At 47.2% G+C, this 12,382-nt stretch carries 13 protein-coding genes and 1 pseudogene; 10 read left to right on the top strand and 4 right to left on the bottom strand.

Going from position 1 to position 12,382, the window contains the following annotated elements; all coding sequences use genetic code 11:
• The first annotated feature begins 81 nt into the window (after nucleotides 1-81).
• Genes CEQ48_RS11395 through CEQ48_RS11370 form a run of 6 tightly spaced genes read left to right on the top strand, consistent with a single transcriptional unit; the run spans nucleotide 82 to nucleotide 5,019 of the window.
• The gene (locus tag CEQ48_RS11395; protein ID WP_181716701.1) at nucleotides 82-897 is read left to right on the top strand and encodes an ABC transporter substrate-binding protein; all 816 of its coding nucleotides are present in this window, start codon (nucleotides 82-84) and stop codon (nucleotides 895-897) included.
• A gap of 6 nt (nucleotides 898-903) precedes the next feature.
• Nucleotides 904-1,602 carry an ABC transporter permease gene (locus CEQ48_RS11390; RefSeq protein ID WP_000061031.1) on the top strand — a complete coding sequence of 233 codons (699 nt, stop codon included), beginning with the start codon at nucleotides 904-906 and terminating at the stop codon, nucleotides 1,600-1,602.
• Between the two features lie 8 nt (nucleotides 1,603-1,610).
• Nucleotides 1,611-2,333, top strand: a complete 723-nt coding sequence (locus tag CEQ48_RS11385; protein WP_089071322.1) for an energy-coupling factor ABC transporter ATP-binding protein — start codon at nucleotides 1,611-1,613, stop codon at nucleotides 2,331-2,333.
• A complete protein-coding gene (gene mobA, locus CEQ48_RS11380) occupies nucleotides 2,287-2,898 on the top strand; it encodes a molybdenum cofactor guanylyltransferase MobA (RefSeq protein ID WP_089071321.1) in 612 nt (203 codons plus the stop codon). The genes CEQ48_RS11385 and mobA overlap by 47 nt, the downstream gene beginning before the upstream one ends.
• Entirely contained in the window at nucleotides 2,895-4,715 is a 1,821-nt protein-coding gene (locus CEQ48_RS11375) for a bifunctional molybdopterin-guanine dinucleotide biosynthesis adaptor protein MobB/molybdopterin molybdotransferase MoeA (protein WP_089071320.1), read from the top strand. Before mobA ends, CEQ48_RS11375 begins: the two co-directional genes overlap by 4 nt.
• A 28-nt stretch (nucleotides 4,716-4,743) precedes the next feature.
• Nucleotides 4,744-5,019, top strand: a complete 276-nt coding sequence (locus tag CEQ48_RS11370; RefSeq protein ID WP_000124575.1) for a DUF2960 domain-containing protein — start codon at nucleotides 4,744-4,746, stop codon at nucleotides 5,017-5,019.
• Nucleotides 5,020-5,097: 78 nt separating this feature from the next.
• Here the strand turns inward: CEQ48_RS11370 and nagK are convergent, their stop codons facing one another.
• Both nagK and CEQ48_RS11360 read right to left on the bottom strand, forming a co-directional pair.
• Nucleotides 5,098-6,006: an N-acetylglucosamine kinase gene (gene nagK, locus CEQ48_RS11365; protein WP_089071319.1), complete on the bottom strand. Its 909-nt coding sequence runs from the start codon at nucleotides 6,004-6,006 to the stop codon at nucleotides 5,098-5,100.
• Between the two features lie 163 nt (nucleotides 6,007-6,169).
• Nucleotides 6,170-6,708, bottom strand: a pseudogene (locus tag CEQ48_RS11360) (DTW domain-containing protein).
• A gap of 99 nt (nucleotides 6,709-6,807) precedes the next feature.
• On the opposite strand from CEQ48_RS11360, the gene CEQ48_RS11355 reads away from it, so the two are divergent.
• Nucleotides 6,808-7,599, top strand: coding sequence for a sterol desaturase family protein (locus CEQ48_RS11355; RefSeq protein WP_089071318.1), 792 nt, complete (start codon nucleotides 6,808-6,810; stop codon nucleotides 7,597-7,599).
• Nucleotide 7,600: 1 nt separating this feature from the next.
• Here CEQ48_RS11355 and CEQ48_RS11350 read toward each other — a convergent pair whose 3' ends face one another.
• On the bottom strand, nucleotides 7,601-9,622 hold the full coding sequence (locus tag CEQ48_RS11350) for a methyl-accepting chemotaxis protein (RefSeq protein ID WP_089071317.1): 2,022 nt from the start codon (nucleotides 9,620-9,622) through the stop codon (nucleotides 7,601-7,603).
• A gap of 88 nt (nucleotides 9,623-9,710) precedes the next feature.
• On the opposite strand from CEQ48_RS11350, the gene CEQ48_RS11345 reads away from it, so the two are divergent.
• Entirely contained in the window at nucleotides 9,711-10,211 is a 501-nt protein-coding gene (locus CEQ48_RS11345; RefSeq protein ID WP_000958712.1) for a C40 family peptidase, read from the top strand.
• A gap of 10 nt (nucleotides 10,212-10,221) precedes the next feature.
• Here CEQ48_RS11345 and CEQ48_RS11340 read toward each other — a convergent pair whose 3' ends face one another.
• Nucleotides 10,222-10,563, bottom strand: coding sequence for a DUF3802 family protein (locus CEQ48_RS11340; protein ID WP_089071316.1), 342 nt, complete (start codon nucleotides 10,561-10,563; stop codon nucleotides 10,222-10,224).
• A gap of 404 nt (nucleotides 10,564-10,967) precedes the next feature.
• On the opposite strand from CEQ48_RS11340, the gene CEQ48_RS11335 reads away from it, so the two are divergent.
• Nucleotides 10,968-11,834 carry a fructosamine kinase family protein gene (locus CEQ48_RS11335; RefSeq protein WP_089071315.1) on the top strand — a complete coding sequence of 289 codons (867 nt, stop codon included), beginning with the start codon at nucleotides 10,968-10,970 and terminating at the stop codon, nucleotides 11,832-11,834.
• Between the two features lie 157 nt (nucleotides 11,835-11,991).
• On the top strand, nucleotides 11,992-12,195 hold the full coding sequence (locus CEQ48_RS11330; RefSeq protein WP_089071314.1) for a CPXCG motif-containing cysteine-rich protein: 204 nt from the start codon (nucleotides 11,992-11,994) through the stop codon (nucleotides 12,193-12,195).
• The last annotated feature ends 187 nt before the right edge of the window (nucleotides 12,196-12,382 follow it).

The following is a 12,382-nucleotide window of genomic DNA, read 5'->3' as shown; positions in this document are numbered from 1 at the left end:
TTGATTTCATTCAGTGTTATCAGTGTATTAGCTGATCTAGATCGCTGACTTAACCTCCAACGTACCGTCATGGAATTCACAATGAAAAAAACGACCTTTACTCTCGCAGCAGCTTCGTTAATTTTGGTCAGTTACTCGGCTTCCAGTGCCGATGACACTCGTATTCGTCTTGCGACCACCACCAGTACTTACGATTCTGGCTTGCTTGATTACCTCCTGCCAAAATTTGAGCAAGATACGGGCTATAAAGTGGATGTGATCGCCACTGGCACGGGTAAAGCGCTGAAAATGGGCGAAAATGGCGATGTGGATTTGGTGATGACCCATGCACCGAAAGCGGAAGCCAGCTTTGTTGAGGCAGGTTTCGGTGTTTTACCACGTAAACTGATGTACAACGACTTTGTGGTGGTTGGGCCAGACAGTGATCCTGCCAAAATCGCCGATGAAAAGAACATCGCGAAAGTGTTTGAAAATATCGCTAAGAGCGGCGCGGTGTTCATTTCTCGCGGTGATGATTCAGGCACACACAAGAAAGAACTCGGTATTTGGGCACAAAACAAAATTGAACCGAACTTCGGTGGCTACCGTTCTATTGGTCAAGGCATGGGGCCAACGCTGAACATGGCGTCTGAAATGCAAGCGTATACCCTCACAGACCGCGGGACTTGGCTGGCTTACAACAATAAGCTGGATCTCAAAGTGCTGTTTGAAGGCGATGAACAACTGTTTAACCCTTACCAAGTGATTATTGTCAATCCTGAGCGTTACCCTACAACTCAATACCAAGCCGCTAAAGTATTTAGTGATTGGCTGGTGAACCCTAAAGGTCAGCAATTGATTAACGATTACAAAGTGAATGGCCAGCAACTCTTTGTTGCCAATGCGGATAAACAGTAATCACTCATGAGTCTTTGGCAAACAACTCTTGATGCTTTACATCTGTTGGTGAGCCTAGACGCTAAGCTATGGGAGATCGTTGCGGTCTCCTTTAGTGTTTCGCTAACGGCCATTGCTCTGGTGCTCATCCCCTCTGTGGTGCTCTCTTTTGTGCTGGCGTACACCAACTTTCGCGGTAAATGGACTCTGCTGTCGCTGATCAATACCTTGCAAGCGGTTCCGACTGTGGTGATCGGCTTGTTGTTGTATATGTTGCTCTCACGCGCAGGCCCGCTGGGTGATTGGCAGATGCTGTTTACCCAGCAAGCGATGGTTTTAGGTCAAGCACTGATCTGTTTTCCGATTCTGGTTGCCATGATGCATGGTGCGTTGCAATCGACCGATCGCCGCTCGCTAGAAACTTCAATGACCCTAGGAGCTTCCGTACCTAGGCTCTTTGCAACCTTAGTCTGGGAAGCGCGCTTTCCTTTAATGGCCGCCACCATCGCCGGTTTTTCCCGTATTGTGACCGAAGTCGGCTGCTCAATGATGGTCGGTGGTAATATCATGGGTTTGACCCGCAATATCCCAACCGCTATTTCATTAGAAAGCAATAAAGGGGCATTTGCTCAAGGCGTCGCGCTTGGCATGGTGCTGCTCGCATTGGCACTAGGGCTAAACTTTCTGCTTTCTTCCCTACGGGGCAAAGGCTATTTGAGAACATAAGGCCAATCATGACGATCAAACTTACCGCACAGCAGCTTTCCATGCGTTTTAAAGATCGCGTGTTATTTCATATTCCAGAGATCGCCATCGGCCCTAATGATGCCATTTACCTTAAAGGCGACAATGGTGTGGGTAAAACCACCTTATTGAAAATTCTCGCGGGCTTGTTAGAGCCGAGCAATGGTAGAGTGCTTGGCCGTAAACCTTGGTGGCAGCGCTTATTTTTGACCTCTGCGACATCTGAAGTTGTCTATCTTCATCAAAGCCCCTACCTGTTTGATGACACGGTTTATCAAAATGTGGTGTACGGCATCCGTTTCAGTGGCTTGTCTGCGCATGAAAAACGCGCGCAAGTGATCACGGCCTTGCGTATGGTCGGGCTAGAAACGCTGGCCGATGAGCATATTTCTGTGCTTTCCGGCGGAGAAAAACAGCGCGTGGCGATGGCGCGAGCGTGGATCCTCAAACCTTCTATTTTGTTGATGGATGAGCCGAGTGCGTCATTGGATCAAGAATCTATCGAGAGATTGGTTATAATGGCGCGAGATTTATTAGAGCGCGGCTCCAGTCTTGTGATCACTAGCCACCAAACCAATGCCCTCACGGCGCTGTGTAAAAAGCAGTGGTGGATTAAAAATCGTCAACTGATTGAGTCGCCTTTGCTGCAAATTGTGAAAGAAAAAAATGACAACCACACAAACACTTCCCACTCTTCAAACCTCGGACACTAGCTGGGTTATTCTCGCTGGCGGACAAGCCAGCCGTATGGGAGGACAAGACAAAGGCCTGATCCTGCTAAATGGTCAGCCCCTGATTCAACATGTGATCGATAAGTTGGCCCCACAAACGCCGACTTTGCTCATCAACGCCAATCGCAACCAAAGCCAATACCAACAATTTGCGCCGGTGATCAGTGATGAGTTTCCAGATTATCCGGGCCCTTTAGGCGGCATTCATGCAGGTTTAAGCCATGCTCCAACCGATTGGGTCGGTTTTGTCCCTTGTGATAGCCCGTTAATTTGCGATGATTTAGTCGCCCGTTTCTGTCAGGCTGTCAAACCCGAGAGCGATATCTTAGTGGCTCATGATGGTGAACATCAGCAACCTGTGTTTACCCTATTTCATAAACGCGTGTTACCCAAACTCAGCGCCTTTTTAGCCCGTGGCGATCGCAAAATCATCTTGCTTTACGATGAATGCCATACTTCTTACGTCGATTTTAGCGATGCACCGAGCTGCTTTTTTAATTTGAATACGCCACAAGAGTTGGCGCAATTTGGAGCGTTACATCCATGATTGCTTCTGTACACCAGAATCCTCAACGCCCTAACCTGCCACTACTCGGTTTCGCCGCCTATTCTGGCACCGGAAAAACCACGTTGCTAGAAGCCCTGCTGCCTAAGCTGACGGCGGCTGGTTTGCGCATTGGCCTGCTGAAACACGCGCACCACGATTTTGATGTCGATAAGCCGGGCAAAGACAGCTACCGCTTACGTAAAGCGGGAGCCTCTCAAATGCTGATTGCGTCGCGTAACCGTCATGCGCTAATGACCGAAACCCCCGATGCCGAAGCGGAGTTTGATTATCTGTTGACTCGATTTGATGCTGAAAAGCTCGATGTGATTTTGGTTGAAGGCTGTAAAAATATCGCTTTTCCAAAAATTGAACTGCACCGCGCGGAAGTCGGCAAGCCTTGGCTTTACCCTCATGATGAAAACATCATGGCGATTGCTGTGGATGAGACGGTCGAAACGGCTCTGCCGCAAATGCACATTAATGCTCTCGATGCGATCGCTGATTTCGTTTTGGATTATGTTGAGAAGTGGAATGAACAGAAAACGCAGCAATCTGTAGGTTCAGATTCAAAAAACAGTGCGGCGGCATGCTGCGACACCTTATCCCCTGCTTTTCTTTCTGTGGAGCAAGGCCGCGAGAAGATCCTTTCGCTCATTTCGCCTTTGGCAGAGACAGAATCGGTAGCGATTCAAGAGTGCTATCAACGCGTACTGGCGCGTGAAGTTTTCTCTCCGATCAATGTCCCCGCCTATCGCAACTCAGCGATGGATGGTTATGCACTGCGCAGTGATGATCTTGAAAGAGACAGCTACCGTGTGGTGGCAGAAGTGCTCGCAGGCAGTCATTACGCAAAAACGGTTGAACTGGGCGAAGCAGTTAAGATTATGACTGGCGCGCCAATGCCGCAAGGTGCCGATACAGTGGTCATGCGTGAGCAAGCCACGCAAAACGGCGATGTGGTCAGTTTTGCGGGTGTAAAAATCAAAGCAGGACAAAACGTGCGCCAAGCGGGTGAAGATTTGGCGCAAGGCCAAGCGGTGTTTAACTCTGGCCAGCGTTTACTTTCTCCAGAAATGGGCATGTTGGCGTCACTGGGTTTCGCGCACACAGACGTATTTCGCTCGCTTAAAGTCGCGATTTTCTCGACTGGCGATGAAGTACAAGCGCCCGGCGGTGAAATTGAGCCCAACTCTATTTTTGATTCCAACCGTTTCACCCTGACGGGGTTACTCAAACAGTTCGGTTGCCAAGTGATCGATCTCGGCATCATCGAAGATGATGAAGCTAAAATGATGCAAGTGCTTGAGCAAGCGGCTGAACAAGCCGATGTGGTGATCACCTCTGGCGGTGTTTCTGTGGGCGATGCGGATTTCATCAAATCCGCGCTAGAGAAGCTGGGGCAAATTGATTTTTGGCGTATCAATATGCGTCCGGGACGCCCGCTGGCGTTTGGTCAGATTGCTGGAAAACCTTTCTTCGGGCTACCGGGCAACCCTGTCGCAGTAATGGTTTCTTTCATCAACTTTGTGGAACCTGCTCTGCGTAAAATGCAAGGTGAACAAGGTTGGCAACCTCTGAAAGTCAATGCGATTGCGTTGGAAGATCTGCGCTCTCGCCAAGGCAGAACTGAGTTCAGCCGTGGGGTTTATGCGTTCAATGCGCAAGGACAACTGACGGTGCGCACCACAGGCAAGCAAGGTTCGGGGATTTTGCGCTCAATGAGTGAAGCGAACTGCTTAATTGAGATTGCTCCGGCGATTGATACGGTAAAAGTCGGCGAAAGCGTGACAATTATCCCACTTCAAGGCAGAATCTAGCCCGTTTATTTAGCGTTGAGAGAGAAACATGGCTCGTACCATCATCTATACCTACAAAAACCAAGAGAAAACGCTGACTTTCTCATACGAAAAGCATCACAACATTCATGAAGCGGTAGCCGAAGCGGAAGGCATTGATTTGACCGAATTTTTGAAGATGGAGATGCAGCTGGAAGCGATTTCCGATACCAAATCGGTACGCAACTTCCGTGATAACCACTTTAAAAAGCTCGGTTTCGGCATCATCACGCTACAACCTAAAGAGAATTTTGGTGTAGGCAAAAAACCAAAAGCGACTCGCTAAGCACCAAAACACAGTTGCGACTTGAATAGTAAAAGGGCTTGCACTGCAAGCCCTTAATTTATTCTGTTTATCTTCAACTTATTTAATGTTGAGGAAAGCCGCTCCGCGCACACCGCCGGAGTCGCCATGTTTGGCTTTAACGATTTTCGGGCATTTCGCAACAGAGAGCAGATGCTTAGGCACACGCTTTGGCATCTCTTCATAAATCAGATCGTAGTTTGACAAACCACCACCTAACACAACGACATGCGGATCGTTCGCGGTAAAAATGTTACCGAAACAGATCGCCAACAGCTCCATAAAGCGCTCAACGTGCTCAACTGCTTTGGCTTCACCCTCTTTCTGTGCGTTGATGATCTCAATCGCCTTTTTCTTTTCGCCGTAGTAGTGCTCATACAACAGCTCAAAACCACGGCCAGAGAGATAGTTATCCATACAACCTTTGTTACCACAACCACAGCTGAGCAATGGCGCTTTTTCACCAAGATGGAACCAGGCATCAATCGGTAGGCGCATGTGACCAATTTCGCCAGCAACGTGGTTACGACCTGAGAACACTTTACCTTCGTAGACCAGTCCGCCACCAAAACCGGTACCTAGAATCAGTCCCATCACGGAAGCCGCTTCTTTTAGCTCATCATCCCAAGCTTCAGAGAGCGCAAAACAGTTCGCATCATTTTCCACTTTCACTGCGCGGCCGAGTTTGGTTTCCAGATCGGCACGCAGCGGTTTGCCTTTGGCTGCAGGCACGTTAACGGTCAATACGCAGCCATTATCGGCATCTTCCATGCCCGGAATACCCAGACCAACCGTGCCTTCGACGCCAAATTGCGCATCGTATTTATGGACTAACCCGGCAATAGTCTCCACCAATTTGGCATAGTCATCCGTTGGTGTCGCGACGCGTTCCGTGGCAACGCGTTCTAACTGTTCATTGAACGCACCAAATTCAATTTTGGTTCCGCCCACATCAAAGCCGTAATACATGGCCTTCTCTCCTCAATTTCCTATCCCAGCCTTGGGGAAAAAATAAAAACACAAAAGTGAGGCGTATTATCCACAAGCTACCCTCAACAGTCCGTGACAAAGCACTTATTTATCTGGCCAATGGCACTGATTGCACAATAAGCGACCAAGGTCACACGCAAGTTTAGAGGCAGTTCGCGTTTTGTTGATGTGCTATCCATCGTTGCAATGCGGGTTTAGTAATACTCGGCTTATTGCGCGATTTGCAGGTCAGGTAAGTTTCTTTAAATGCCTCGAACCACAGCGATAAAGTCATTGCGGAGTGTCGATCACCGAACATGTCCAACACCAAGCTAGCCACTTCTGCCGTTGCCAAGTGCTGTTCGTTTTCCGATTTACGCATGATGTATTGCGATAAGCGTTCCGGCTCCACCGATACCAAAGGCAATGATGCAAGATACGGAGATTTGCGAAAGATGCGTTTCGCTTCACGCCAACTGCCATCAATCAATACCAATAATGGTTTTTTGCCTGCAAACTCAGTGGGGATTGGGCTTAACACGCGAGTTTTGTCCTAATATCAGGCTGATGAGCACACAAGCAGTGCGTCAACTCAACCAGGCAGTACAAGCAGCGTTTAATCTTGCCACCCCGCGCCAAAAATGGCTTGGTTGAACGTTCTAGGCGATATTGATATAAGTGATGGAAAGCGTGAATTCTCATGGCTCGGGCTACTGGCGGAAAAATGGCTGCGATTTTACTGACCACAGGGCTTTTGCGCCAGTAAAGATTCTCGACGTGGCCCAAATCAAGGAGAACCCAATGAGTGAACCAATTGAGCTGATCCGCTTAGCGATTTTTTTCTCTGTATTAGTGATTTGTGCCTTGTGGGAATCGAATCGTCCACGCAAAACCTTGTCACAAAGTAAGCGGGTTCGCTGGCTGAATAACCTCGGATTGGTTGGCTTTAATAGCCTTTTGATCACCGCGCTGATGCCAATTTTAGCCTTCAGTGCCGCACAATGGGCACAAAGCCAACAGTTTGGCTTGCTGTATTGGTTGGAGATCCCACCTTTCATCGCGCTCTTCGTTGCGGTGGTATTACTGGATGCGGTGATTTATTGGCAGCACCTGTTGTTTCACCGTATTCCTTGGTTGTGGCGGCTACACCGCATGCACCATGCGGATCAAGATATTGACGTCACCACTGGCAGCCGCTTTCATCCGCTCGAAATAATGATTTCTGTGTGGATAAAAATCGGCGCAGTGACGCTATTAGGGGTATCACCGCTGGCCGTCGTGGTGTTTGAAATTTTGCTCAATGCCAGCGCGATGTTTAATCACAGCAATGCTAAGCTGCCCTATAAAATCGACCAGTGGCTGCGTTTACTGGTCGTTACACCGGACATGCACCGAGTCCACCACTCCGTTTTAGTACACGAGACCCACTCCAACTTCGGCTTTTTTCTTTCGATATGGGACAAGATGTTTCATACCTATATTGCGCAGCCAGAAATGGGTCATGAGCGAATGAAAATCGGCTTGCCACTGTTTCGTCAAGCACGAGAACAGTGGCTGGATAAAATGCTGACTCAACCGTTTCGCGAACGTTAAATCAGTTCAACTCGTACTTATGCAACATCGCTTGTTGATGGCCGGCAATCTCTGCGACCTGTTCAGCGCTTTCCAACATGGCATCCAACTGACGTTTGGTTTCTTGCCCTTGTTCGGAAATTTGCGCTACCGCTTTGTTTACATCTGCCGTGGCTCGTTTTTGTTCTTCGGTCGCTTGAGTGATCTGCTCTACTCGAGTGCGAATATGCGCCACTGCACGCTCAATCTGCATAAAGGTGCTTTTTACTTCTTCACTCGATTGCAGGGCGGTGACCATCTCTTTACGCGACTCATCCACCGCTTGGCGTGATTTACTGGCCGCAGTCACCAACTCATTCATCATGTCACGAATATTGGTGGTCTGTTTGCTGGTATCACTGGCCAATTTACGAACTTCGTCAGCCACTACGGCAAAACCGCGGCCTTGCTCTCCGGCGCGAGCGGCTTCAATCGCCGCATTCAGCGCTAACAAATTGGTGCTATCGGCAATGCCACTGATCATATCCACCATCTCACGAATACTGCTTACGCGCTGATTGAGTTCAGACATCGCCGCATCATTAACCGCTAAGGTGGTTTCTAATGCTTGTAAACGCTGTTGATTCTGCCCTATCACCATCACACCTTGCGCGGAATGTTCCGCCGCTTCCACAGAATCCGTGTACGAGTCGTGACTCACTCCGGCGATTTCGCGAATTGATGCGTCCAGTTGATTAATGGTTGCAGCCATGGTCAACAAGGCTTGATTTTGCGCCGCTAAGCTTTGGTTTGATTGTTCTGCGGAACCATGGCTCAGCTCAGCCGTTTGGTAGAGCGTTTCGCAGTTGCGCGTGACTAATGCGAGTGACTCATGCGTTGATACGATCACTTGATTGAGTTGCGCTGCGACATTTTGAAAATCTTGCGGCCCGACTAAATCTAATCTGTGGTTAAGCTTATGTTGTGTTAACTGCGCGAGATGACGAGTGATGTTGTTCAGCGCTCGCCCTATCCAACGGCGCAAGCCAAACCACACCGCCAAAATCGCCAACACCAAGAGAGTGCCGCTGATTTGCTGTGTGAGGGTGACGGCAGAAATGGTTGATGTCACCTCTTGCTTACCCTGCACAATGTGTTGTTGAGCCAATGTTGACCACTGATTGAGCTGCGTGACAAGTTGCTGCGCAACCTCTGCAGCGCTTGCAAAATTCTTATTTTGTTGTTGCGCGTCTTCCAGTTTATTAATGATCTGCTCTATCACGGCTTGCGCTTGAAAGCCGGCTAACACCATTTCATAGGGGGCAGTTAAGCTCGCGTAATCTTTAATTTCTGGGTACCACTCTTTGAAGTCATCAAACGCCAGTTCCAATCCCGCTACCCGATTTTTTAACTCTTGGCGGTATTTTTGCGCTGCTGACATCTCTTCTTCGATAAACAGCAATAAAAAAGCACTTTCCATTGCGCTGGCACTGGCAGTAAATCGGTTCGCTGCATCCATGGCTTCTGGGTTATCCACCGCTAAAAACGAGGCGATACGGCCCATTTCAGGTCCGATTGAACTCAAGCCATAACGAAATTGTTTCGCTTGCTCACTGATTTGTGCCGTTTTACTCAATTGCAGTTGTTGAAGCTTGAGAATCGATTGGGCTAACTGTTGAAAATGAAGGATCTCTCGCTGTAACTGCTCGGCTTGTTGAACCGCTTCAGCGCTAGAGAGCAATTGTACGTTCTGCTGCAATCTTGTTACTTCATCTCCCGCTTGAGCATCCAGCTTTTGCCATTCATCGAGCACTTGATTGAGCTCTTGCTCAGATTGGCTACGAGTGCCATAACCTAGGTACTTCACTTGTTCGAGAAAATTTTGCGTTAACGCTGCATTATTGAGCGCAAAGGGCAAAGCTTGTTCAGACAGTTGATTAAACTGAGCGCCAACCCGCTCTATGCCACGTAAACTGGTGACAGATAAGCTAATCATCAGTATGGTTATGCATAGAAACACCGCACCGAGTGTTTGGGTTAAGGATAAATTTTTTGTCAAAGCCATGTAAATGCGTCTTAGGTTTGAGAGTCGATGCCATGGTAGGTAGTGGCTGTTTCAGTTTTATTTCATTTTTTTGTCAATAAGGTGACTCATGTTGACGGTCAAGCAAACGTTTTCTCTGCTTATTCTAGGATTCCTTGTCGGGTGTACAGCCACTCCGCCTTCAGAACCAGATACTTCTGTATCCGAACCGAATTCGAGTAACCTACCATTGGCGAACTTTTCGAGTGTATTCACAGAGTGGCGCGGCGTACCCTATCGTTTAGGCGGGAATAGCAAAAACGGCATTGATTGCTCAGCTTTCGTACAAATTGCTTACCGCGACGCATGGCAACGAGATTTACCGCGCACCACACAGTCTCAAGCGCAAACGGGTCAGAAAATCGCGTATGAACATGCTCAATATGGGGATCTGGTATTTTTTAAGACATCCCGCACCAATATTCACGTCGGTGTCTATTTAGGTGATAAGCAGTTTATGCACGCTTCAACGTCGAAAGGCGTGATCATTTCGAGGATGGATAACCCTTACTGGGCTTCAAAATTTTGGCATTTTAGGCGGATTGAGAATCCGCCTTTGTTGTCAAACTAATGAATGGGGGTTAGTCGTATTTCGCAACGGCTGAGTCAAACAGGTTTTTCACTAGGGCGATGTATTCATCCAAAAAGGCGATCTGCTCATTAGTCGCTGGGCGATACCAAACCCCCGCTAACACTTCGCCTAAGTCTTCGACCACCGAATCGGCTTCTTTCAGTAATTGGAAGCGAACACTAGAATGAAGCTCAGGGTTTTGTTCAAAAATAGCCATGATGTTGCTTGCCACCATATCTGTGATGACATCTTCAACACTTTCAGTTCCCGTATCCCCTTCCTGAGTGAAAACATCTATATTGAATGACAGATGTTCAATCAGGGCTAGGTATCCATCGGTTTCTACAACCACATTCTTTCTCCGCTTTACTGCTGCTAATCGCCAGTTAGTTTGTATCTTGTTTAATACTAAGACATGAATAGCCATTTTCACAGATGGCAAATGCTAGTTGCTGCACTTTCCACCAAGAGTTCGATAAATTCGCTCAGTACGGCTTAATTATGAGCTAAAACTGGCTGACTGAGAGGAGTTTTATCCCATTATTCGAAAAATTGTTTGCAGTGCCATCTCATGCCGCACGCTGTGAACGATACTATGAGAGCGAACATAATGATTTTATGAGTTAAATCACATTTAGATATTTCTGTTTCTGCAATGTTTACTCAAGTTCGATTTATGTGCACTCATAAACTTTCATATTGGTGAGCTTGGCATAAACTTGCCAGTAAGCAGACAAACAACCGAGAGCTTGAATTATGTGGCCAGCAATTATTCAACAATTGTCCGAACAGTTGGGCAAAGATTTTCACTTAGTTGAAAAAGAAAAAGTGCATGGAGGTGACATTAATGAATGCTTTATGGTCAGCGATGGGATAGATCGTTATTTTGTGAAAACAAACCAACGCGAGTATCTGGCCAAATTTACCTCCGAAGTGGAAAACTTACGCGTGATGCGCGAATCCAATACTGTTCAAGTACCGGATTACATTCTGCAGGGTACTAGCAAAACGCACGCTTATCTGGTACTTAACTATTTAGCGATTAAGCCATTGGATGACGCGGAGCGAAGTTACGAGTTTGGGGTACAACTGGCTAATCTGCATCGCTGGGGAGAACAAAAAGAGTTTGGTTTCGATATTGATAATTACATCGGTTCAACAGTTCAACCTAACCCTTGGCACAAAAAATGGGCGTTATTTTTTGCAGAGCAACGCATCGGTTGGCAATTACAGTTGATACAAGAAAAAGGAGTCAATCTCATCGATATCGATGAGTTTGTTGAGATGATCAAAACTCGTTTGGCCAACCACTCTCCGCGCCCTTCTCTACTGCATGGCGATCTCTGGTTTGGCAATGTCGCCAACACCGTTAATGGCCCCTTGTGCTTTGACCCTGCTTGTTATTGGGGAGATCGCGAGTGTGATATTGCTCTCGCTGAATGGTTTGGTGGTTTTCAACCTGAGTTCTTCCAAGGTTATGAAAGCGTGTGGCCACTCGATTGGGGCTATGAAGAACGAAAAGATATCTACAACCTTTATCATGTACTAAACCACTATAACCAGTTTGGTGGACATTACTTAGATGAAGCACAGAAATTAATTGAGAAGGTATTATCCTACTGAATGGAATGCATGCTACCCATTGATTTCATTAAGATCATAGCCAATTAACTTAATTGTTAATTTTATGTTCACCTTCAAACTTTAGACTTAATTTTGCGCTTTAAGAAACTTACCTGCTTAGTATTACTGTATCTCAAAGGACGTAAGGAAGAGAGATATGAGAAACTTCACGGAAAAGTCTGTTACCTGCCCACATTGTGGCCATGGCATTCGCTTGACTCTCGATGCATCGAACGGAAGTCAGGATTTTTATGATGACTGCCCAGCCTGCTGTCACGCAATCCATCTCAATATGACGGTTGATGAGCTGCACGACACCATTGAACTATATGTCGATGCAGACGATGAACAAATCTTCTAATGGATTCGATTTTTGGATTCGATTTTGTACAGAGCGCCCATCGCGGTGCTCTTTTTACAAGCTTGAAAATATAGGCTTAGAACCGAAAGCCCCCACTCTAGTCCTCATCGTCTTATCATCAATCCCCCGACAATCTGTGATTTAAATCAGTTTTTCGTGGAGCTTAATGCGACATTTCATTATCATG

The organism is Vibrio tarriae (assembly GCF_002216685.1).
Taxonomy (GTDB): Bacteria; Pseudomonadota; Gammaproteobacteria; order Enterobacterales; family Vibrionaceae; genus Vibrio; species Vibrio tarriae.
Note: the sequence above shows the minus strand (reverse complement) of the source record. Positions and strands in the feature narration are given on the sequence as shown.

Bases quoted from the DNA above. Each gene is read 5' to 3' on its own strand.
- CEQ48_RS11395 (WP_181716701.1), top strand. From the start codon at position 82: ATGAAAAAAACGACCTTTACTCTCGCAGCAGCTTCGTTAATTTTGGTC.
- CEQ48_RS11390 (WP_000061031.1), top strand. From the start codon at position 904: ATGAGTCTTTGGCAAACAACTCTTGATGCTTTACATCTGTTGGTGAGC.
- CEQ48_RS11385 (WP_089071322.1), top strand. From the start codon at position 1,611: ATGACGATCAAACTTACCGCACAGCAGCTTTCCATGCGTTTTAAAGAT.
- mobA (WP_089071321.1), top strand. From the start codon at position 2,287: ATGACAACCACACAAACACTTCCCACTCTTCAAACCTCGGACACTAGC.
- CEQ48_RS11375 (WP_089071320.1), top strand. From the start codon at position 2,895: ATGATTGCTTCTGTACACCAGAATCCTCAACGCCCTAACCTGCCACTA.
- CEQ48_RS11370 (WP_000124575.1), top strand. From the start codon at position 4,744: ATGGCTCGTACCATCATCTATACCTACAAAAACCAAGAGAAAACGCTG.
- nagK (WP_089071319.1), bottom strand. From the start codon at position 6,006: ATGTATTACGGCTTTGATGTGGGCGGAACCAAAATTGAATTTGGTGCG.
- CEQ48_RS11355 (WP_089071318.1), top strand. From the start codon at position 6,808: ATGAGTGAACCAATTGAGCTGATCCGCTTAGCGATTTTTTTCTCTGTA.
- CEQ48_RS11350 (WP_089071317.1), bottom strand. From the start codon at position 9,622: ATGGCTTTGACAAAAAATTTATCCTTAACCCAAACACTCGGTGCGGTG.
- CEQ48_RS11345 (WP_000958712.1), top strand. From the start codon at position 9,711: ATGTTGACGGTCAAGCAAACGTTTTCTCTGCTTATTCTAGGATTCCTT.
- CEQ48_RS11335 (WP_089071315.1), top strand. From the start codon at position 10,968: ATGTGGCCAGCAATTATTCAACAATTGTCCGAACAGTTGGGCAAAGAT.
- CEQ48_RS11330 (WP_089071314.1), top strand. From the start codon at position 11,992: ATGAGAAACTTCACGGAAAAGTCTGTTACCTGCCCACATTGTGGCCAT.